Origin of the sequence: Streptomyces sp. NPDC051173 (assembly GCF_040689515.1) — a bacterium.
Lineage (GTDB): Bacteria > Actinomycetota > Actinomycetes > Streptomycetales > Streptomycetaceae > Streptomyces.
Window position 1 is genome coordinate 22,136 of sequence record NZ_JBFBBD010000044.1, and the last position, 20,338, is coordinate 42,473.

20 protein-coding genes are annotated in these 20,338 nt (G+C 66.6%); 10 read left to right on the forward strand and 10 right to left on the reverse strand.

Going from position 1 to position 20,338, the window contains the following annotated elements; all coding sequences use genetic code 11:
* The first annotated feature begins 440 nt into the window (after positions 1-440).
* Positions 441-1,976 (forward strand): PQQ-binding-like beta-propeller repeat protein, encoded by a 1,536-nt coding sequence (locus AB0435_RS22180; protein ID WP_366427770.1) that lies wholly within the window; start codon positions 441-443, stop codon positions 1,974-1,976.
* Between the two features lie 44 nt (positions 1,977-2,020).
* On the opposite strand, the gene AB0435_RS22185 is transcribed toward AB0435_RS22180, so the two are convergent.
* Positions 2,021-2,752 (reverse strand): hypothetical protein, encoded by a 732-nt coding sequence (locus tag AB0435_RS22185; protein ID WP_366427771.1) that lies wholly within the window; start codon positions 2,750-2,752, stop codon positions 2,021-2,023.
* Complete coding sequence (gene eccE / locus AB0435_RS22190) at positions 2,749-4,029, reverse strand: type VII secretion protein EccE (protein ID WP_366004977.1); 1,281 nt, start codon at positions 4,027-4,029, stop codon at positions 2,749-2,751. Before eccE ends, AB0435_RS22185 begins: the two co-directional genes overlap by 4 nt.
* Positions 4,030-4,162: 133 nt before the next feature.
* Here eccE and eccB point away from each other — a divergent pair, with 133 nt between their 5' ends.
* The 7 genes from eccB (at position 4,163) to AB0435_RS22225 (ending at position 11,217) form a co-directional block, all read left to right on the forward strand.
* Entirely contained in the window at positions 4,163-5,761 is a 1,599-nt protein-coding gene (gene eccB / locus AB0435_RS22195) for a type VII secretion protein EccB (protein WP_366427772.1), read from the forward strand.
* Positions 5,762-5,808: 47 nt separating this feature from the next.
* Entirely contained in the window at positions 5,809-7,230 is a 1,422-nt protein-coding gene (gene mycP / locus AB0435_RS22200) for a type VII secretion-associated serine protease mycosin (protein WP_366004994.1), read from the forward strand.
* Positions 7,231-7,346: 116 nt separating this feature from the next.
* Positions 7,347-7,829, forward strand: a complete 483-nt coding sequence (locus AB0435_RS22205; protein WP_366004979.1) for a hypothetical protein — start codon at positions 7,347-7,349, stop codon at positions 7,827-7,829.
* Positions 7,830-7,844: 15 nt separating this feature from the next.
* Positions 7,845-9,251, forward strand: a complete 1,407-nt coding sequence (locus AB0435_RS22210) for a hypothetical protein (RefSeq protein WP_366427773.1) — start codon at positions 7,845-7,847, stop codon at positions 9,249-9,251.
* A 32-nt stretch (positions 9,252-9,283) separates the two neighbouring features.
* On the forward strand, positions 9,284-10,459 hold the full coding sequence (locus AB0435_RS22215; RefSeq protein ID WP_366427774.1) for a S8 family serine peptidase: 1,176 nt from the start codon (positions 9,284-9,286) through the stop codon (positions 10,457-10,459).
* Between the two features lie 18 nt (positions 10,460-10,477).
* Complete coding sequence (locus tag AB0435_RS22220) at positions 10,478-10,867, forward strand: hypothetical protein (RefSeq protein ID WP_366427775.1); 390 nt, start codon at positions 10,478-10,480, stop codon at positions 10,865-10,867.
* Between the two features lie 41 nt (positions 10,868-10,908).
* Positions 10,909-11,217, forward strand: coding sequence for a WXG100 family type VII secretion target (locus AB0435_RS22225; protein WP_366004982.1), 309 nt, complete (start codon positions 10,909-10,911; stop codon positions 11,215-11,217).
* Positions 11,218-11,269: 52 nt separating this feature from the next.
* On the opposite strand, the gene AB0435_RS22230 is transcribed toward AB0435_RS22225, so the two are convergent.
* Positions 11,270-11,497 (reverse strand): DUF397 domain-containing protein, encoded by a 228-nt coding sequence (locus AB0435_RS22230; RefSeq protein ID WP_366004983.1) that lies wholly within the window; start codon positions 11,495-11,497, stop codon positions 11,270-11,272.
* A gap of 128 nt (positions 11,498-11,625) precedes the next feature.
* Positions 11,626-12,096: an ATP-binding protein gene (locus AB0435_RS22235; protein WP_366427776.1), complete on the reverse strand. Its 471-nt coding sequence runs from the start codon at positions 12,094-12,096 to the stop codon at positions 11,626-11,628.
* Between the two features lie 303 nt (positions 12,097-12,399).
* Here AB0435_RS22235 and AB0435_RS22240 point away from each other — a divergent pair, with 303 nt between their 5' ends.
* Both AB0435_RS22240 and AB0435_RS22245 read left to right on the forward strand, forming a co-directional pair.
* Positions 12,400-13,251, forward strand: coding sequence for a helix-turn-helix transcriptional regulator (locus AB0435_RS22240; RefSeq protein WP_366004985.1), 852 nt, complete (start codon positions 12,400-12,402; stop codon positions 13,249-13,251).
* A gap of 10 nt (positions 13,252-13,261) precedes the next feature.
* A complete protein-coding gene (locus tag AB0435_RS22245; RefSeq protein WP_366004986.1) occupies positions 13,262-13,456 on the forward strand; it encodes a DUF397 domain-containing protein in 195 nt (64 codons plus the stop codon).
* On the opposite strand, the gene AB0435_RS22250 is transcribed toward AB0435_RS22245, so the two are convergent.
* The 6 genes from AB0435_RS22250 to AB0435_RS22275 form a co-directional block, all read right to left on the reverse strand.
* Complete coding sequence (locus AB0435_RS22250; protein WP_366427777.1) at positions 13,413-14,138, reverse strand: rhomboid family intramembrane serine protease; 726 nt, start codon at positions 14,136-14,138, stop codon at positions 13,413-13,415. The two genes, AB0435_RS22245 and AB0435_RS22250, sit on opposite strands and share 44 nt — an antisense overlap.
* A gap of 96 nt (positions 14,139-14,234) precedes the next feature.
* On the reverse strand, positions 14,235-14,792 hold the full coding sequence (locus AB0435_RS22255) for a hypothetical protein (RefSeq protein WP_366427778.1): 558 nt from the start codon (positions 14,790-14,792) through the stop codon (positions 14,235-14,237).
* A gap of 308 nt (positions 14,793-15,100) precedes the next feature.
* Positions 15,101-16,147: a hypothetical protein gene (locus AB0435_RS22260; protein ID WP_366427779.1), complete on the reverse strand. Its 1,047-nt coding sequence runs from the start codon at positions 16,145-16,147 to the stop codon at positions 15,101-15,103.
* Between the two features lie 251 nt (positions 16,148-16,398).
* A complete protein-coding gene (locus tag AB0435_RS22265; RefSeq protein WP_366427780.1) occupies positions 16,399-17,445 on the reverse strand; it encodes a hypothetical protein in 1,047 nt (348 codons plus the stop codon).
* Between the two features lie 6 nt (positions 17,446-17,451).
* Positions 17,452-19,794: a hypothetical protein gene (locus AB0435_RS22270; RefSeq protein ID WP_366427781.1), complete on the reverse strand. Its 2,343-nt coding sequence runs from the start codon at positions 19,792-19,794 to the stop codon at positions 17,452-17,454.
* A 17-nt stretch (positions 19,795-19,811) separates the two neighbouring features.
* Entirely contained in the window at positions 19,812-20,249 is a 438-nt protein-coding gene (locus tag AB0435_RS22275; RefSeq protein ID WP_366427782.1) for a hypothetical protein, read from the reverse strand.
* Between the last annotated feature and the right edge of the window lie 89 nt (positions 20,250-20,338).

Here is a 20,338-nt window from a genome sequence, read left to right on the forward strand (position 1 = left end):
TGCGCCGGAACCGGGGTGATAGAAAGATTTCCCGCTCGAAAGCCGCAACGGCGCGGGATCCGCGCCCGATTCGCTCCTTTTCGTGGGAATGCTGACGTTCCCTCGGATCGCGGGGGGAGGCAGAACGGACGCCGGGCCCGCACAGCAAGAGGTATGCGCTGATGGTCCAGCCGCCCCCACCCCCACCGATGCCGCCGAACCAGCCCCCCGAGGGCGGCTTCGGCGCACCGCGGGATCCGGCCGCGAACGCTCCGCAAGCCCCCCAGCAGCCCCCCGCCGCTCCCGCCGAACCCCCGGCACCGGCAGGTCCGTCGGCCCCGCCGGCGAAGTCCGCGGCGGTCCCGGAACAGCCGCCCGCGCCTCCGGCCCAGCCCCCCGCCGCGCCCCCGCCCGCCTGGGGCGCTCCCCCGGCCCCGGGGCGGCAGGGACCGGCCGCCGGCGTGCCGTACCCGCCCAGCCCGTACCCGCCGAACCCGTACGCGCAACAGCCCGGCGCGCAACAGCCCAACCCCTACGGCGCCTTCCCGCCGCCCCCGGGCCCGCCCTACGGCGCCCCGGGTCCCCAGCCCTCCTCCGGTGGCCCGGACAGGAAGCGGACGGCCGTCATCATCGGCTCGGCGCTCGCGGTCCTGGTCGCGGCGGCCGGTGGAGTGTGGGCGCTGACCGGCGACGACAAGGGCTCGGACAAGCCCAGCGCCCACGGCGGCGCCGCCCCGGCCAAGGGCGGCAAGGACGGTGGTGACGAGGGCACCGCGGGCCCGCGCGACGGTGGTGGCAGCGACCCGAACGACGCGCGCCAGGACGGCGAGGCGAAGGTCGTCCTCGACCAGAAGGGCCCCGACGTCGACCGGGCCGGCGCAGCCGTCCCGGGCTTCTGGACGATCGGCGACAACGCGGTCAAGACCGTGCAGGACAAGGTCGTCGCCTACTCCACGGCCGACGGCAAGGAGAAGTGGTCCGTCCCGCTGCCCAAGCGGGTGTGCGCCGCGCCCAAGGAGACGACGGACGACGGCAAGGTCGTCGTGGCGTACGAGGGCGACAAGAAGGACGAGTGCGGCAACTACGCCATGCTCGACCTGAAGGCGGGCAAGAAGGTCTGGGACAAGCCCATCCCCAAGTCGGGCGGCTTCGCCGAGAGCTTCATCGGCCTGGACATGGCCATCAGCGGCGACGCCATGGGCGCCGCCTGGTTCGGCGGCTCCGGCATGATCCGGGTCGGCGACGGCGAGACGATCCCCACCCCCGACATCCAGTCGGGCTGCGGCGTCGACGGCTACGCGGGCGGCAAGGCGCTGCTGCGCTCCTGGAACTGCGTGAGCGACAACACCTCGCACGTCGAGAAGCTCGACCCGGCCACGGGCAAGGCCGTCTGGACGTGGGACGGCCGCAAGGGCCTCCGGACCAAGAAGATCTACTCCACAGAACCGGCCGTGGTCTCCGTCCTGTCGGACGACAAGAAGTCCGGCGGCATCATCGCGCTCAAGGACGGCAAGGAGCGTTCGGTCATCGACCTCGCCGGCCAGTCGTACGCGCCGACCTGCGGGCTCTCGATCGTGGGCCACGACCTCGGCGGCTGCCAGGGCGTGGCCGTCACGGACAGCACCCTGTACCTGCCGACCGAGGGCAACTACTCCTCCGGCAACGAGATCCACGCCTTCGACCTCGACACCGGCAAGCGCAAGTGGGCCGCGAAGAACACGGGCAAGCGCGAGCTGATGCCACTCAAGGCGGACGGCGACAAGGTCATCGCGTACCAGAAGGCGTCGTACGACACGGCGGGCGCGGTCGTCAGCGTCGGCGCCGACGGCGACCCCAAGGTCCTGCTCCAGATCCCGGCGTCCATGACGTCCGCCGAGAACTCCTTCTTCGGCGCGCGCTACCTCTACGACGACGACCGCTTCTGCATCGCCACGACGCGGCTGTCGGACAGCAAGTCGGGGGACGGCAACAGAATGCTGCTGATCCTCCGCAAGTGACCCCCGGGGGGTGGGGCGGGGGAGAACCCGCCCCACTCTCCGGATCAGTCCATCCGCCGGGCCGCTCCCAGCAGCCCGGTCTCCGGCCCCGTGGCCCGGGTGTCGACATACATACGCGACCGCCGGCCCGCGCACCACAGCGTCACCCCGTCCTGGAGCGTCGGCAGCGCCGCGACGTCCTCCGGCGGCAACCCGAGGAGCCGGCCGAGCTGTTCCGCCTCCTCGGGGGAGACCCGCTGGACACCCACCAGATCCGCGCTCGCCATCAGGCGCGGCGCCTCCGGGCTCACGAACGGCAGCAGGGTGAGCACCGGCTGCCAGGGCGCCGCGACGACCCGGCCGCGCGGCGGCCGCGCACCGCAGTCACGGACGACGAGCACCGGGCTGTGCACCGACGCCCCTTGCGGCGGCACCCTCCCGACATCGTGCAGAGTCACGCACGGCTGACCGCTGTTGGCGGCCTGCGCGAGCGACGTCCACAACTGACGGCGGCCGGTCTCCACGGCGACACGGGCGCCCGTGCCGACCGTACGCAACGCGATCACCTGTGCCGTCCACGCACCGCCGACCAGGACGGCGTCGAAGGGGGCGGGGCGGCCGATCCCGAGGACGGCGGGCGAGCCCTGGGGATCGGTGCCGATCACCACGCCGTCGTCCCCGACCGGCAGGGCCAGCGCGTCGAACTGCTCCGGCGCGATCTCGTGCCGCCCGCGGCGCGGACCCGGCAGCCCGAAGCCGAAACGCCGCCGCGCGGGCGGCGGGGGAGCCGTGGTCATGAGCGCGTCCCTCCCAGGGGCAGCGTGGCGAGGACACCGGGCACCTGCTCGTGATCCAGCCGCACCAGCCCGGCCTTCGCCCCGCGCGCGGCCCGCTCCAGCTCCCGCCGGGCATCGGCCAGTTCGTCCGCACTGCGGCCGGTGACCCGTACGTGCGCGGTCACGCTCGGCGCGTGCCGGCCGCCCGGTGCGCGGCCGCGCCCGAGGGTCAGGCTCAGCGTCGTCGACAGCGCGGGCAGCGAGGTGAGCAGCGCGGCCAGCTGCGGCAGCGGAGTGGCCTCCGGGCCCAACTGCGGCCAGCGGGAGACCCAGTACGTGCTGTGCCACCGGTCGTCGCACCGCCAGGCCCGGGAGCTCTCCGCGGTCCGCCTCACCGGCGCGCCGCTTCGGCCCGCCTGCGCCGAGGCGGTCGGATTGACGTTCGCCGCGGTCACGACGGCGGCCGTGAGCCCCTCCTCGGACAGCAGCTGGGCCCGGAAGCCCGCCCCCTGCAAGCGGCTCGCCAACTGGTCCGCCGCCCGCAGCAGACAGCGCCGCGCGCCCTCCACACCCGAACCGCGGGCCTCGACGGCCTCACGGCACAGCTCCGGGTCGAGCTTGAGCGCCACCCACGTCAGCCGCACCGCGGGGGTGCCGGCCATCGCCTGGAGCGGCGCGTAGTTACGGGCCGCCAGCGCCTCCGCCGACAGGTGCGGAGCGGGCGCGGGCAGCGTGCTCTGCACCACCTGCACGGACTCCAGCCGGATGCCGTCGACGTCCATCGCGTCCCGCAGCAGCGCCAGCGGCAGCGCCTTCTCGACCCGCAGCGGACGCAGCGGGGCGTCCACGGCGTCGACCCGCAGCACCACCGTCAGGAACGTGCCGTCCCCGACCAGGCCCACCTCGCGCCGCTCACGGTCGGTGAAGGAACCGGTCCGCAGCGCCGGTTCGCACTCCAGGACCGGGGCGAACCCCGTGTCCGTACCCACCGGGGCGGCCACCGCCCGGCCCGCGCGCCGCCGCAGCGACACCGCCGTGGCCAGCCAGTCCGCTATCGGCCGCTGCCCGCGGCGCACGAGCGCGAGGAGCACCAGCACCGCGGCCACCACGCCCGCAGGCGCCAGCCACACCGGGCCCGCGGCCCACGCGGCCAGCACGAGCGCCGCCGCCACCTCGACCAGCACCAGCTGCTGCAGCCGGACCGGCCCCACGCCGCCGGGCCGCGACACGGCCCGCGGCGCGACCGCGCCCGGCTGCGCGGTGACCTCCGGCGGCCGTACGCGCGTTGCGGCACCCATGCCTGACAAACCCCCTCGCCTCACGCTGATCCCCTACCGGCATAGTAGGGGGCCGGTACGACAACCGGACCGACGGCAGGGTCCGGCAGCACCCCGTCAACCGAAGCCGACCACTGGGGAGAAGCGGCGACACATGGCATCACGCCGGGATCAGCTCAACGCGTACACCTTCGCGAAGAAGCGAACGGTCGCAGCTTTCCTGCAACCTTCCCCCAGCGGAACGGAGGAAGGGGCCCCGCGCCCACTGCGCGCCGTCCTGCCCGGCGTCGTCGTCGGGGCGCTGCTCGTCGCCGGATTCGGGGCCTGGGGCCTGTTCAGGCCGGTGGCGCCCAAGGGCTGGGACGACACCGCCGCGCACGTCATCGTCGGCAGCGAGTCGACCACGCGCTATGTCGTCCTGGAGACCGACAACAAGAAGCAGCTGCACCCGGTCCTCAACTTCGCCTCCGCCAAACTGCTCCTCACCCCCGACAAATCCACCGTCATCAAGGTGAAGGAATCCGAGCTCGACAACGGCCACATCCCGCGCGGCCCGACCCTCGGCATCCCCTACGCCCCCGACCGCATGCCCGGCGCCGCCGAAGCCGGCCGGAAGAAGCAGTGGGCCGTCTGCGAACAGCCCGGCGGCACGAACGGCAACACCACGCAGAAGGCCGTCTTCCTCTTCGCCGACCGCGACCCGAAACTCAAGAAGCTCACCGGGCCGGACCGTCTGCGGGACAATCAGGCCCTCTACGTACAGGGCCCCGACGACGCCCGCTACCTCATCGATCCGCAGGGCACCAAATACCTGCTCGGCGGCCCGGAGTGGAAGACCCTCGCCGGCACCCCGGACCACAACCTGCTGCTGCGCTCCCTCTTCCAGGACGGCGCCCGCCCGCAGCGCGTCACCAAGGACTGGCTCGGCACGTTCAACGACGGCGCCCCCATCGTCTTCCCCGAGATCCGCGGTGACATCGGCGCGAACGCCGGCGTCGGCACCCTGCCCGGAACGGCCAACCGTGTCGGTACGGTCCTCGAAGCCCCCACCGGCACGGGCACCCAGCACTACGTCGTGCTCCAGGGCAAGGTCCAGCGCGTCTCCGAATTCGTCGCCAAGCTGCTCCTCAACAGCAAGCTGCTCACGTCGCTCGGCCAGGCGGGCACGCCCCAGCACGTCAGCGCCGCCACCTTCACCCCGGACGACGAGGAGTTCTACGGGAAGTACCACTGGCCCTCGCGCGTACCCCAGCAGGCCAACGCGCAGGAGGCGCCCGCGGGGGGCGGCGCCAGGACGACGGTGTGCAGCGTCTTCGGCGGCCTCTCGGCCGCGGGCACCCCGGACCTCGCCGCCTGGGCGGGCACGGAATACCCGGCGACGATTCCCGACGGGGCGACGAGCGCCTACGTCACCCCCGGCTCCGGACTGCTCTACCGCCAGGTGACCGGCCATCAGACCACCAGCGGCTCCATCTTCCTCGTCACCGACACGGGATTGCGCTACGCGGTGCAGTCCAACGGCGACAGCGCCACCGGGAAGTCGAAGATCGGCGAGAACCCCGCGCCGTCCCCGGGCACGGACGGGAGCACCCCCGAGAGCTCGTCGTCGGCGGCGCCCGAATCAGGAACGGCCCGCGCCCGGCTCGGCTACCAGAACGTGAACCCCATGGCCGTACCCGCCAACTGGTCGCAATTCCTCCCCACCGGCCCGCGTCTGGACGCCAACAGCGCCCTGCAGCCGCAGGGATCGTGAGGAGCGGAATGAGACGCATCACCACGGCGCTGGCGGCCGCCGCGCTCATGACTCCCGTGACGGGAGCGTCGGCGGCCTCCGCCCCGCTTCCCGTCGCCCTGGACGGCAGCGGCGAATGCACCTATCCCGCGAAGCCCATCAAGGGCACCCCCTGGTCGCTCCAGCGCGTCCTCCTCGACCAGCTCTGGCAGGACACCAAGGGCAAGGACAGCGACGGCAAGCCGGTGCGCGTGGCCGTCATCGACACCGGGGTCGACACCCACAACCCCCAGCTCAAGGACGCCGTCGACGCCAAGAGCGGAGCGGATCTGCTGACCGGCAAGCAGGCGGCGGCCGCGGACGGGGTGGGGGTGCGCGAGGCCACCGAGGACCGCCGTGACGCCCCCGCGAAGGACCAGGAGAAGAAGGAGCCCAAGCCCGCCCCGAAACCCGCCCCGAAGAGCACACCGAAGCCTTCGGAGCAGGCCAAGGCCACGCCGGCCCCCAAGCCCTCCCCTTCGGCTTCGGCCTCGGCGACCCCGAAGCCGTCGGAGAAGCCCACGCCCAAACCCGAACCCGAGAAGCCGGCCGTCCAGCCCGACCCCACGCTCGACCTCGTCGGCCACGGCACGAAGGTCGCCGGCATCATCGCTGCCCGCCCGTCCGCCGCGAGCGGCTTCGTCGGCCTCGCGCCGGAGTCGGTCATCATCCCGATCCGGCAGAACGACGAAAAGGGCACCGGCGACTCCCAGACCCTCGCCCAGGGCATCAACCTGGCCGTCGCCGCCGGGGCCCAGGTCATCAACATCTCCCAGGACACCGCGAAGGCGCTCAAACCCGACTCCGACCTGGAACTCGCGGTGAAGGACGCCCTCGCCAAGGACGTCGTCGTGGTCGCCTCCGCGGGCAACGACGGCCTCGACGGCAGCGTCAAGGAAACCTACCCGGCCGCCTACAAGGGCGTCCTCGCCGTGGCCGCCTCCGACCGCAACAACGAGCGCGCCGCCTTCTCCCAGCCCGGCGAATTCGTGGGCGTCGCGGCCCCCGGCGTGGAAATGGTCTCCACCGTCCCGCTCGGCGGCCAGTGCGTCGACAACGGCACGAGTTTCTCCGCCCCTTATGTGGCCGGCGTCGCCGCCCTCATCCGCGCCAAACACCCCGACTGGAAACAGCACCAGGTCGTCGCCCAGATCGAGCAGACCGCGGAACGCGCCACGAACGGCCATGACCGCTACGTCGGCTGGGGCGTGGTCGACCCGGTCCGCGCCCTGACCGACGACGCCCACCCCCTCGACCGCGTCACCGCGACCCAGCCCACCACCCGCCACGCCAAGCCCCCCAACCCGGCCCCCCTGGCCACAGGCGAATCCCCGTCCCAGCGCCAGGAACGCCTCGCCACGTACGGCCTCGGCGGCACGGCTCTGCTGGTGGCGGCGATCGCGGGGGTGGCGATGGTGCTACGGGACCTGAGGAGGCGTCGGGCGGCCTGAATGAGTACGCGTACTCAGGCGTCAAGGGGATACCGGGCGACACCATGTAACTCATGCGGGGAGTGGCTGAAGTGGCGTAGTGTCGCGCTGGATGCCACAGGGGAGGGGCAGGCAGAGTGCAGCAACAGGGTTCGGGCGATCAGGACCAGAGGCCGTTCGGCAACGGCAATCTGGTGAAGGAAGCCGAGACGCTGGCGAAGTTCAAGGGCCGGATCGACACCATCGTGTCCGAGCTGGAGAAGTCGCCCGCCTCGCAGAAGGCCATCGCCCATCAGACGATCGCGAAGGGCGCCTACGGCACCGGATTCGACTCCGCCGACGACCTCACCAAGCTCTACGACCAGGTCCACGACCAGCTGCAGAAGCTGTCCCAGACCCTGGGCGACCAGGTCGAGGCGATGGGGATCGCCGCCGTGGTCGCCGAGCGCGGATACGACGGCATGGACGCCGAACAGGCCGCCCGGCTGCGCGCGATCGAAGAGCGCGTGCGCAAAAACTACCACGACCCGACGGCTGGAAAGCCCGCCCCGGCGAAGGGCGGACACGAGCCCAAGCCGGAGCGCAGCGGCGCCTCCGACCTCGGGTCCGAGACCGCGTAAGGGGGCGGCAGGCGGATGGGCAAGGGAAAATTCGACGACGCCACGCACGAACAGCTCTACGCCATGGTGGCGGGCGGTCAGCCGAAGCAGATCAACGACGCCGCGGACGCGCTGCTGAAGGCGTTCACCGACATCAACGACCTCGGCGGCGAACTCCAGGCACACGTCGAGCGCGTGAAGTGGGAGGGCGAGGGCGGCGAGGCATTCCGCAACTGGGGCGCGGAACTGGCCAAACAGACGCTCAAACTCGCCGACTTCACGCTGAAGGTCGGCATCAACATCGGCTTCGCGGGCCAGAGCCTGAGCGACGCGAAATCGTCGATGCCGGCGGTGGAACCGTGCTACACGGACGCGGCGAAGGAGAAGGCACGGCTGGACGGGGCGGAGTCCAACCGCCAGGAAGCCATCAAGGCGATGGAGCGGTTGGACTCCTATTACCGGACGGTGCATACGGATGTGGCGGGGTTGGAGGCGCCGCGGTTTCCGGTGTTGCCTCTCTTCTGGCAACGAGATGATTTTGAGCGACCGGATCCGGCTTCAGGGTCAACGGGAAGTGCAACCGGCAGTAGTGGCAGTGCCCATGGTGCATCGTTGCCGATGAACGTTGGCTTGGGTGGATCAGTGCAGCCCTCGCAGCAGCATCGCCTTGGGAGCAATCCGCCTGGGTATGCCGGTGCAGGGATGGTCAATCAACCCACGCATACGGCAATTGACTCTGTGGCACTCCCGCAGTCTCCGGACAGCACCACCAGGTATGTCCTTCCGCATCCTTCGATCGACGGCCCAGACGTAAGAGGGCCTGTCCTGCCAGGACCATTGGCGCCTGTCATGCCGTCCGGGTCGCAACGCGGGATCGACGCACCGCGCGGACCAGCTGTTGGGCGTCCCGAAAGAGTGAGCTTGCCCCAGCCCGGAAGCATCCCTCGTGCCGGAGGGAAGGACGGGATCATCGGTGGCACGCCTGCCCGTTCAGGTAGCCAGACAGCCGTCCCGCGGTTGCCTCGAGGGACGGTCGTGGGCGAAGAGCGGACGACGTTGGGACCTCAAGCCGGTACAGCGACAGGACCACGAGGTGCCACAGGGGGCCCAACCCCTCGGGCAGGAGGCCCGACGGGCATGGGCGGCCATCCCGCTGGAGGCGGCACTCCTGGCCCGAGGAATGGCTACGCAGGCCGGAGGCTGGCCACAGAGCCGGGCGGTACCGCTGGTGGCCTGCGTACACCGCGCGAAGGACGCTCCGAGTTCACGCCGGGTGGCTCAGGCCTCGTACGAGGAAGCCAGCCGCCGGGCGTGATGCCGCACTCGGGAGCCAACTCTTCTGGTAGTAGTCGTCGTCGCTCCAGTAGGCCCGACTACCTGGTAGAGGACGAAGAGACCTGGACGAGAGGCCGCGGTAACGTCGTGCCTCCAGTCATCGAATAGCTCGCGAGATTACAAGAAGGGGTCACTGCCTCATGCCATTTCCGGTTCAGCGAGTCTTGCTGACCTCGGCGTTGCTCGGGGCGATGCTCATGTCTCTCGTGACTCCCTCAGCGGCGCAAGATGAGCATTCGAAGCAGTGGTTCCTGGACGATATGCAGGCGCAACAGATGTGGAAGGTGAGTAGAGGAGAGGGCGTCACGGTTGCCGTGATCGACACCGGCGTGGACGATTCGCTCCCGGAACTGCGTGGGCAGGTGCTGGCAGGCGTGGATACTTCCAACAGGCCCACGGGCGCCAATGTTGATCGCGAACGTCATGGGACAAACATGGCTACCCTGATCGCCGGTACGGGAGCGGACGGGGGAATTCAAGGAATGGCTCCCGGGGCCAAGGTGCTTCCCATCAAGGCTGTGCTCGACATCGGAGCCGACGCCGTCGACCCGTTGCTGAGCAGAGCAATTCGATACGCCGTTGATCACAATGCCAAGGTGATCAACATCTCGATGGGAAGCCCAGGGAGAAATTCCGACTACCCTCAAGCCGCATCCGCCGTCAAATATGCTCTTGATAAAGGGAGTTTGGTTTTCGCGAGTACAGGAAATAGTGGAGATAAGGGGAATGAGCCAGACATCCCTGGCTCCCTTCCGGGCGTTGTTGGCGTAGGGGCAATCGGCCGTCAAGGTAAAATCGCCAAGTTCTCTACCTATGGAAACCAAGTCGGGCTCGTTGCCTTCGGTGACGAAATCGTTGCGCATTGCGAAAAAGGCCCGGGCTATTGCATCGGCGGCGGCACCAGCCAAGCCACCGCCATCGCCTCCGCCTCGGCAGCCCTCATCTGGGCCAAGCACCCCGACTGGACCAACAACCAAGTCCTCCGCGTGATGATGGAGACCGCCGGGAAACCCGCCGGTGCCAAGATGCCCAGCAAATACCTCGGCTACGGCAGTGTCCGCCCCCGTAAGGTCCTCGTGGACGGCGAAGGCGACCCCGGCCCTGCCGACGTCAACCCCCTCCTCGCGGCCAACGCTCCCAAGCCGTCGCTCTCCGATTCGAACTCGTCCGCAGCCGGCAAGCCCATCGTCGCGGAGGCCGGTTCGGACAAAGGCGTCGGCACCGTCACCTGGGTCGCCCTCGGCGCGGGCGCCGCAGTGATACTCGCCGCGGCCGTCGGCTTCGTGGTCGTACGCCGCCGTAACAGCCAGCCCTAACAACAAGAAAGGCGAAGCATGTCGGACACTCAGAAGATCAGTGATCCCGCATTCATCAAATTCGAAGGCAAGATCAGGGAGACGAGCGAGGCCCTTTCCGCCAACCTCCGTTCCCTGGCCGACGCCATCGCCACCGTCGAGGCGGCGTGGACGGGCGCCGGTGCCCAGGCGTTCCGCACGGCACAGTTGGCGCTCAACGACGACCACGACGCCCTGCGCCGCCTGATCGACGGCATTCACGACGCCGTGAGCCTCACCCGTAAGTCCAGCCACGCCAACGACGCCGACATCATGGCGACCTTCAACAAGATCGACGTCAATGGTGCGGCCCCGGGCGGGCACCTCGGCTCCATGGGGTCGGGCGCCGGTGTCAGCGCCGGTCTCGAAAGCAAGATCAGCAGTTACTAGAAGCACTTCCGAAGCAACAACCACCACCACGAGGGGGGTACATGTCCGGGGCGAATGACGACCTCAAGGTTCATTACAGCTCGGTCGAGAAGACCGCCGATGACATCAGCAAGGCGGCCGGCGTCGTCGACCAGCAGCTGAAGGACATCTGGGCCGCGGTCAACGCGGTCACCGAGGGCTGGCAGGGCGAGGCCCACCAGAAGATGCTCCAGGCGAAGGCGCAGTTCGACGCGCGCGGTACGCACATCCACTCGATCCTCACCGAGATCGCTGCCAAGATCAAGCAGGGCAGCATGGACTACCAGCACACGGACCGCAAGGCTTCCCAGCTGTTCGACATCAGCTACTGATGGCCGGCGGGGGTGGGGCGGGCGGCAAATGGCCCCGCCCCACCCCGTACGTTCACGTCAGGTCGAACTCGCCGTCCCGCGCGCCCAGTACGAACGCCCGCCACTCGCTCTCCGTATAGCGCAGCACGGTGTCCGGATCGGCGGACGACCGCATCGCCACCGCACCACCCGGGAGATACGCGATCTCGACGCGCACCTCGGTCGTGGCGTCCGGCGCGCTCAGCCACTCCACGCCGGAGATGTCCATCGCGTAGAGCTCGTCCTTCTCGTGTGGGTCCATGACGCAGAGGCCGCCTTTCAGGGTGCGAGAACGCCGCCATATCGCGGCGCGCACAAGTGAGTTGGCGCCGCGGGATTCACCATGAGCAGCGTACTCCCGGGGGCGCCGTGTTATCCCTGGATCACCGATCACAGCCGGTCGTAGTTCCGCGCCGCGTCCCGCGAGAACGCCACCCACATCTTGCTCCCGGCCAGCGGCCCGCCGACCTCGCCCAGTCCGCAGCACAGACTGTCGCTCGCGGCCAGCGCCGCGTCCAGGGTGGAAAGCGCGGCCCGCCGCCGCGCCCGGCAGGCTTCCCGCGCGGCTTTCGGGTGCCGAGGATGCTCGTCGAACACAGTGAGCCGCAGCACGCCGAACCGCCACCGGACGGACAGGCTGGTCGCCTTCCCAGGGGTGAACAGGTAGGCGTTGGCGAGGAGTTCGGAGGCCGCGAGCACGCCGAGCTCGGCCATGTCGGCCAGGTGGTGCTCGAGCAGGAGCCGCTCCACGGTCTTACGGGCCGTACTGACGCAGTACGGGCCATCGGGGAGACCGAAGGAGTAGTCGAGGTTGCTGGGGACGGGGTCGGCGTTCACGGACACGGCCGCTGAATCGGGCATACAGGGTGCGAAGTTCATGCGCGGTCACTCCAGATGCAGGGGTGATGTGATGGAGCCGCACGTGGTACCGGCGCCGGTGGCCTGCCTCCCTGGGCGCGAGCGCGCCCACTCCAGGGAAGGTGGGCATGCTCGCGCGGTGCACTTCCGGCTCCACGGCGTGTGAGCTGGACAACACTGACGGTAGCGCAGTCGGGAAGCCCTGTGCTACTCGCTCTCGGGAATCCCTGTGCTACGGGGTGATCACTGGAACTCGCCGCTACCGGCAGGCAGACTGGGCGCCGGTTCGAGAGGGGAGCCACATACATGCCGCCGAGAAGCAATCCGACGATCCGGCAACGTCGGTTGGGGGCCGCGCTACGCCACTTGCGGGAGCAGGCTGACATGTCGGCCCTGGACGCGGCAGCGGTGCTCGGGGTCGACCGCACTCGCATCTCCAACACGGAGGCCGGACGCTTCGGGATCAGTCCCGCCCGCATCCGCATGCTTGCCTCCAACTACCGTTGCACCGATGTCGGCTTGGTGGAGGCACTGGCGGCGATCGCGCAGGATCGCACCAAAGGGTGGTGGGAGGCGTACAGGGCTTCTCTTCCCGACTTCTTTCTGGACATCGCCGAGCTTGAGTGGCACGCCGCTAAGATCCGCAACGCATTGACATCCCATATCCCCGGTCTCCTTCAGACCGCAGATCATGCGCGAGCTGTCTTCGACCTGGTGATCCCGGCGATGCCGGCTGAGGAGATCGAGCTCCGTGTGGCGCACCGGTTGGAACGCCGTCGAGTGCTGGATCGAGATGACCCACCTGCTTATGAAGCCATCGTCCACGAGAGTGCGCTGCGCATGCAGTTCGGTGGCCGTGCCGTCACACGCGCCCAGTTGAACCATCTGCTGGAGGCGAGCGAGCGCGAGCGGGTCAGCATCAGAGTGATTCCCTTCGCAGCCGGGGCTTTCCCTGGAGCTGGTCAGACGATCCTCTACGCCTGTGGACCGGTTCCTCAACTCGACACTGTTCAGTTGGACACTGCCCACGGATCGGTCTTCATCGATTCCGAGACGCAGCTTGCCAACTACCGATTGCTGTTCGACATGATGGAGCCCCGCGTGCTCAGTGAGAAGGAGTCACGCGAGTTCATCCAGGAGATCGTTCAGCAACTGTGAGGGAATCGTCATGTCTGAAATCCGTTGGCAGGAACCGCTCTGCGCCAATGGCGGAAACGCCTGTCTGCAAATCGGTCACACCCCCACCGGCACCCCCATACTCCGCGAAACAACACGCCCTGACGAACTGATCGCCACCACCCGCGAAGGGCTCCGCAACTTCATCGAAGCCGCCAAGCGAGGCGAACTCGACCACCTCGTTTAGAGGGCGCGGCAGCGGTCGGCAGCACGGCCAGCGCGCTCCCCAGCAGCAGCGCCGCACCGTGGATGTTCTGGGCGCCTGCCAACACGATGCCGACGATCGGGACGGCGAGTGCTGTCGGCCGGTGGACGGCTATGCCCCGCTCCTTGCCGACGCGTATCAGCGCTGATGCGGCGACGCTGGCGACCATCGCCGGGACGGCGGCGCCTGACCAGAGTGTGCCGACCATGGCGCCGCACCAGAGCAGCAGCACCGGCGCGGCCCAGTCGGGCAACCGGGCGTCGTCGCGCCACAGCGCCAGCCCGGCGGCGCCGGCCAGCCCGCAGACCGCTATGGAGTTGCCGCCGCCGGTGGGCTGCCAGGCATAGCCGACGAACTCGCAGACGACTCCCACCCCGAAGTACTGCGACAGCCAACGGGACGGGGAGAGCACCTGCTCCGCGACCGTTCCTATCAGCAGCAGGAAGAGCAGGTTGGACACGGTCCCGGCCACCCCGCCGTCCTGGACGAACAGGGACGTGACCGAGCGCCACCAGTCCCCGTGCAACCCGGCGGGAGTCCGCTCAAGGTGCGCGAGCACGCCGTGGACGGCGAATTGCAGGAGATTCACCGCCGCGGTAGCAACGAACACCACCGCCGTCACCACGGGGAACCGCCGCAGACCTGCGCGTTCAGCGATCGTCATGTCCAGAAGTATCCGCCCGGCTCGTCGGCCGGACCAGTGCACTCTCTCCTGGTTTCCACATGACAAATGTCGTACGTCGGCCATCAGGCGGGGGCATCACTTGCCTGTGACGCGGCGGCGGAACTCGTTCATCGACATCGTCTTGTCGTCGGACGGCATGGTGATGCTGAACTTGTCGCCGAACGAGTCGTACGTCGTGGTGCTCGTCCGGCCGTCACGGGTGGACCGCAGCTGGAGCAGGTAGGACTTTTCCTCTGTCGCTATTTGATAGACGTCACTTGTCGAACCGGAGGCGGCGACGACCGCATAGGTCTTGGTGCCGTTGACCGGGCGGTCCTGGGTGGGGTCTGGCTTGGCCGTCTCGGCGATCCCGTAGAAGCTGCTGCACCCCTGCTGCCCCGGGGTTCCCAGCACATAGACATCGGCGAGGGCGGGCGGAAGCGTGATGTTCTGCCCGGACTGCCGCAGGCCGTCTGCCAGAAGGGGCGCGCTCGTGTAGGTCGTGCCTTCCTTGCAGAACATCTCGCCGATCTGCCCCGTCTCGCTCGACGTGGCCTTCAGCCGCAGCCCCTGCTCAGGGTCCGACCACATCTCCTGGCTGCCGCCCCCAAGAGCGGTCGTGGTCCCCGAAGCATGAAACGAGGTGTTCCGCATCAGCAGGTTTGTGCTCCGAATCTTCAATGCGTCCCTGTCGATACCGGTGTCGGGCGCCGGCATTTGTGCCGGGGCAGGGGGAGCGTCGGCGGCCGCATCCTTCGACGCTGAGTCACTGCCGCAGGCAGTCACGGCCACGCTGAACACGGCCAGGAGAACCGCTGATCGAGGGAGGGTTGTCTTGAACACGAGCGATCCTTCGGAGGGCATTCGGTGTGTGACCGTTTATGGAAGGGCATGGGAAGGCGAGTGGATGCGCAACCACTGCACCCTGTTAACGTCGCCGATCCCGCAGTCGTGTCTGCTTCCTACGAGCTCGCGCATCCCATCTTCTTCGTCGCAGCCAGGACGAATTGCTCGAACATCTCCTTGTCCGGCAGGAGGCTCTTCGCTGCGAGTCGGTAATTGTCCGGATACTGCTTGGAGGTGTATGTCATCATGCGGAAGAGCGTCTTGCTGCCGCTGCATTCCGTCAGCAGAATGGGACTCTGATCTGCGATGCTTCCAAGGCCCTGCCCCGGAGTGGAAGCAGGATGGCTGGCTGGATTACGTTTCTCGTAATCGTTGATCAACTGGTCATTCTTGGTGATGCTGAAAGCGGTGAATGCGCCCGGAGTGTCATTGTCCGGCCGCAGGGCGCAGCTCCATACTCGATAGTCGTCGCCCGAGGTGACTTCAGGGAAGTTCTGGACCTGAGCATCCTCCCGGAACGGCGAGAAGCCCGGGAGCTCGCAGGTGCTCGTTCGGGATGCCTTCCCCTGGTGTGGCTCGGGTGGAATGTTCGGGGCCGTGAAATCCTTGGTGGAGCAGCCGAGTGATCTCGTCACGCCGATCGCGCTCTTCATGAGCACCGTACTCATTCTTTTGCGCGTCTCTTCGTTGCTCCACCTCTTCGCCTGATCACCCCCAAAGTTGACAGTGACCTCTAGGGGGCCGTTCTTGATCCTGGTTTTGGGTGTACAAGAATCCGGGAGCCGCACGGAGGCCCATCCGTTTCCCACCCAGCCGTTGATCCCGTTCCCCAGCGGGAACTGCGAGGTGTACTGCAGCGGATCATAATAGCTGTTTGCCCCGTAGGGCCAGGTCTGACCTGCTTCTTCGTACTTCAATGAGAATGCGGGCACGGTAGTGGCCCGGGCAGGGGAGTAGATCTTGCAGAGCTGCTGAATCTTGAAGTCGTCCGGTGACGACTGCTCGGTCAATGAGTAATCAGAGAGGTCTATCCCCGCGGACGTCACGTCTTCTCTGGACAGCAGGTTTCCGCAGAAAAATTTCCGGCCGACCGTCTGGCTTGTGTGATCCCAGATGAATACTGCCAAGGCAGCGCCACCGAGTAGGCACAGTGCCGCGATCACGGCGGTGAGTCTCACTCGACGGAAGGCGAGCCGCTCCGGATTCTTCCGAAACATCAACTCACCTCACCGGTGGCACGCCGGCTGTGCCCGATGCCGTCTGCAAAGGCCATACCGAGCACCGCCGTGGCTATCACCGATCGAGCGAATGCGGACCTGGGCATCAGAACAATCCTTTCAAGCTGGGGGCGGTGATTCGTACTCACCTTGGGCTGAGCACCCACACCCTTCGGTCTTCACTGAATGCGCCCATTTCATGGCGCCATGCCACCGCATCCAAGTTTGCTGCCGGCCGCCTTGACGAATGATGCGAAGAGCGCACTTTCATCCGGCAAGAGCTTGTCACGTTCGTCGGAGGTCCAGCCGCCGGCGTAGGTGTTCATTCCGAGGAATGTGTCCTTGCTGCCGCAAGTGACTATTGCTCCACCGATCTGGCCGCGAACTTTCCAGCCCGTCCCGATAGGCTTCTCGCTGCCCATTGCCTGCGCGAGACTCGACACGAGCGCGGGGTCCTGGGATATGGCAAAGCTGAAGAACGGGGTGTCCTCTTTTTCTTGGCTCAGGTTGCAGACCCATGTGGACTTGATATCGTTCGTGGAAATTTCCCAGGGGTGAGGGGCGGCGGATGAGACTGCCTTCGGCATCTTGAAGCCAGGCAATGAGCAAGTTGCTTGTGAGTCGCTTTGTCGAGCCTGCGCAGGAAGTTGAAGGTCGGCAGGTGCAGGAACTTCGTAAGAAGCACAGCCCGCTTTTCCGGCTGCCGAATTAGCGGCTGTGGCCAATAGCCGAGCGATTCCCTGGCGATCCCCGTGTCCACTTGTAATGCTGACTCTGGCGATTTTACGTGTGGTCGACCTCGACGTATCATCCGTGTTCTTCCAGCATTTATCCGGCAGAAGAACCCAGCCGTTTGTGTCGGAAGCGCCTCCGCCGTTGAAGTAGGCCATGTCGGACGGCGTGTTGCTCCAGTTGGGCGTGGAGAACGGGAAATCCGGCTTAGAGGTATATTCAATGGATATGCCGAGCGTTACGTCCTTCCAGCCGGGAAGTAAGGCCTCGACTTGCACTGAGCAAGCGAACTCCTGGCCATCTTTTTGGGTGCTCGTGGAATGATGGTCGGAGAGGCGCCCTGGGTGCCCCACTGCTTTCTGTACGTCGTGAGCAGAGACCAGGTTGTCGCAGAGTCGACTCGGTCCGAAGACATTGGTGTTGAACGCGATATGTGCCCCAGCCAGAATGCTGATACAGACAACAATGGGGAGTGCTGCCCTCCGGAGCCCCTGCTTGGTCGAGGTGAGCATCGTCGGTCAGTGCCTACCGAGAGCGTCGAGTGCGATGTTGCGCCGCACAGCAGATTCATGACCAGCAACCATCTTGAGGTTGGCCAGGGCCGGGTTTTCTTGAAGCTCACCGTTGACCAAAATCTTGGCAGGTATCTTCCGCCCGTCGGCCCATGAGTCGATAAGCTCATTGGTTCCGTCGATACCTGAAGCCCTATTCTTGTCCAATTTATTTTGGGCTACAGAATCCGCTTCAGAGATCACGTCCTTGGCCCAGGAATACGTGGCCTCGTCCACCACTCGCTGCGCTTCATCGCCCACTACGGGAATAAAGGTTATGGGCGTTCCTCCCACATGGTAGGCATGTTTTGACATGTCGTTGGCCCATTGGGCTCTGTCATCTCGCTGATCCAAGTACTTGTCGGCGCCGATCGCGTTGAGGGCTCCCAGGGCGCCCGCCGTATCCTGAATCGGAACGGACCAGTTCTCGCGCCCCTCACCCGGGTCGTGGGCTGCCTTGGTGAGAACTTCTGCTCCATAGAATCGCTCCGCTTCGTAGAGCTGAGCGTAGACTGCATCATTCTCGGAAATACCGCGCATGACGCGAATGAGGCTGTCCTGAGGGACGGTGATGTGGGCGCGGCCGCCATCGGACCATATGTCTTCCTTTCCTGCGGCGCGGCCGTACTCCCCAAGCCGTCCTTTGGAAATCTCGTGGGTATCCGCGACGTAGTCAGCCATGGCGTGCCCGAGAGGTTGTCGCAGATTCTCGTGAATCTTCTGACCACCCTTGTCGATGTCGAGGACGCTGATGGTGTCCTGCATGACGCGTGCCTGCCCATCGGTGTGCGGGCCGGGCTTTCCGAGAGGGCTGCCCGGCTCGCGGCCGGTGGAAGCAGCTTCCAGGGCCGCACCGAGGCCCACTCGGCTGTCCTTGTCCTCGACATCGCCAGCACGATGCTCGACGTTCCCGTTCCACGTAGTCGTGTCGACGATCTTCCAGTCCCGGTCGTGGAGAAAGTAGTTGAGCCTGTCGTTGTTCCGGTGCCGGGCGTCCTCGCCTCCTGCACCAGGGTCCAGATAGGCGGTAGTCGTACTGGGGTCGTGACTCATGATGCCGAGTGCCGCGTCGACTGGATCGTTGGCAAACCAGCCGTCTTGCTTACCCTCGAATTGACCATAGAGGTCCCAGATGTTCTTGTCCTTCTTCTCGACTGCCACCATGTCGTCGGTGACATCGGTCAAGAATTGTGGAGAGTAGTTGCTGCCCTGCTGCATGAGTGTAATCAGGCTCTGGTACCCACGGATCTTCTGGTCGTGATCCATGCCGATGATGTCGGTTTTTTCGGTGGCGGCCTTCAGTGCGTACTTCTCGACCCCTGCCTTCTTCAGGCCGTCGCGCCAGCTGTTGTAGAAGTTTGCGTCGGGTGTCTTCATCCACTCCTGGTACGACTTCGCGTAGGCGGCCGAGCCGTACTTGACCGATTTGCCATCCGGGCCTTTGAAGTCGGGAGTTCGTGTCGCCGTGGCCAGGGTAGTGGCCAGGCCCTTCTCCAAGCTCAGATATTCGTCCTTGCGCTTCTTGTCGTCGAAATAGGAAAGATCATTGAGCTTGTTCGTGAACTTGAGGGCGTTCTCCGCTCCAAGACCTGTGAGGAAGGCCTGGCTGAACTCCTTGTTCCTGCTGTTGTCGCGGAACAGCCGCTCCATCTCGGCCAGTTGTTTTGTGTCGAGATGGCCCGTGGAGTCGAGCTTCATGGCGAGCTCCGCTGCCTCCTTGGCCTCGACCTTCTCGATGTCGCCTTCGGCTTTCGCGTTGAAGCCGTTCGCGAAGCCGTCGAACAAGTCCGTGTCCTGGACCGCTGCCTGGAGGGCGAGCTTCACTCCCTGGTCGGCGTCGTCGACCGCCTGGACGGCGTTGGCTATATGGGTGCTGTAGGTGGCTTCGGTGGTGTGCAGGTCCGGGTCGTGGCGTGCCGCATTTGCCAGAGCCTTGTCCGCCTTGGCGAAGTCGAAGGTCGCGATGCCGTTCTCGCTGACCTTCATCCCGGCCTTTTCGGCCTCTTTGACTTCGTTCTCGAGCTTCTTTCTCAGCTCCGTGAACTGGGCATGCGCATCCCGCAGCAACGAAGCGACCGCTCGGGCCTCCGTTGCTGCCGCCGTGTACTGGTTGTACGTTTGCGTCTTGGTCGTCTGGAGGAAGGTGGTGGCGGCCGTGCCCGTCCATGAACCGTCGGCGGCTACATTGCGTACCTGGCTGTCGTACGTCCTCTGGACGGCCTCGAAGTCCTTGGCGGCCGCTTCCCACTTAGCCGCCGCAGTGGTCAGCAGGGAGAGGTCGGTGGTTATGACCTGGTGATATGTGAGCATGCTACTCAGGCTTCCCCTCAGTAGTCCGACAGGCGTGATTGAAAAGGTGGTTGGACACCTTTTCCGTCCTTCGGGATGAGCAGCGGGAATTGGTTCCCGGTGTGGATGTCGGTGCCCTGGTACAGCTGATTGGCCCCGCTCAGTCCTGCCTTTTCGATGGACAGCTGCCCTTGAAGGGCCTTCACCGACGCACGCCACCCCTTCAGCGCCTCATTGATTCCGGCCCCTGTCGCCCACTCCGTGAAACCCTTCGCGGCGGCCTCCGTCGCCTCATCCATGGAACTGCCGGCCTTCTGCACGTCAGGCTGTATGTGCTGTTCCAGCGCGGATATGGCTGCTTTCTTCTTTGCCGCGGAAGACTTGAGGTCAGCAGCCCCTCCCGGCCCCGGAGCCCCGTTGAGCTGCATCCGCGCCGCGTCCCCTCGCAGCGCGGCCCATTCGTCGTCGAACGCCATGGCCACCACCCCTTCATCCAACGAACTCGGAAGTCCCCAACACCCACCCCACGTCAGGGTATTTGTGCACTCAAACCTAACAACAGGGC

Bases quoted from the DNA above. Each gene is read 5' to 3' on its own strand.
- AB0435_RS22185 (WP_366427771.1), bottom strand. From the start codon at position 2,752: ATGACCACGGCTCCCCCGCCGCCCGCGCGGCGGCGTTTCGGCTTCGGG.
- eccE (WP_366004977.1), bottom strand. From the start codon at position 4,029: ATGGGTGCCGCAACGCGCGTACGGCCGCCGGAGGTCACCGCGCAGCCG.
- eccB (WP_366427772.1), top strand. From the start codon at position 4,163: ATGGCATCACGCCGGGATCAGCTCAACGCGTACACCTTCGCGAAGAAG.
- mycP (WP_366004994.1), top strand. From the start codon at position 5,809: ATGACTCCCGTGACGGGAGCGTCGGCGGCCTCCGCCCCGCTTCCCGTC.
- AB0435_RS22210 (WP_366427773.1), top strand. From the start codon at position 7,845: ATGGGCAAGGGAAAATTCGACGACGCCACGCACGAACAGCTCTACGCC.
- AB0435_RS22215 (WP_366427774.1), top strand. From the start codon at position 9,284: ATGCCATTTCCGGTTCAGCGAGTCTTGCTGACCTCGGCGTTGCTCGGG.
- AB0435_RS22220 (WP_366427775.1), top strand. From the start codon at position 10,478: ATGTCGGACACTCAGAAGATCAGTGATCCCGCATTCATCAAATTCGAA.
- AB0435_RS22225 (WP_366004982.1), top strand. From the start codon at position 10,909: ATGTCCGGGGCGAATGACGACCTCAAGGTTCATTACAGCTCGGTCGAG.
- AB0435_RS22230 (WP_366004983.1), bottom strand. From the start codon at position 11,497: ATGGACCCACACGAGAAGGACGAGCTCTACGCGATGGACATCTCCGGC.
- AB0435_RS22235 (WP_366427776.1), bottom strand. From the start codon at position 12,096: ATGCCCGATTCAGCGGCCGTGTCCGTGAACGCCGACCCCGTCCCCAGC.
- AB0435_RS22240 (WP_366004985.1), top strand. From the start codon at position 12,400: ATGCCGCCGAGAAGCAATCCGACGATCCGGCAACGTCGGTTGGGGGCC.
- AB0435_RS22245 (WP_366004986.1), top strand. From the start codon at position 13,262: ATGTCTGAAATCCGTTGGCAGGAACCGCTCTGCGCCAATGGCGGAAAC.
- AB0435_RS22250 (WP_366427777.1), bottom strand. From the start codon at position 14,138: ATGACGATCGCTGAACGCGCAGGTCTGCGGCGGTTCCCCGTGGTGACG.
- AB0435_RS22255 (WP_366427778.1), bottom strand. From the start codon at position 14,792: ATGCGGAACACCTCGTTTCATGCTTCGGGGACCACGACCGCTCTTGGG.
- AB0435_RS22265 (WP_366427780.1), bottom strand. From the start codon at position 17,445: ATGCTCACCTCGACCAAGCAGGGGCTCCGGAGGGCAGCACTCCCCATT.
- AB0435_RS22270 (WP_366427781.1), bottom strand. From the start codon at position 19,794: ATGCTCACATATCACCAGGTCATAACCACCGACCTCTCCCTGCTGACC.
- AB0435_RS22275 (WP_366427782.1), bottom strand. From the start codon at position 20,249: ATGGCGTTCGACGACGAATGGGCCGCGCTGCGAGGGGACGCGGCGCGG.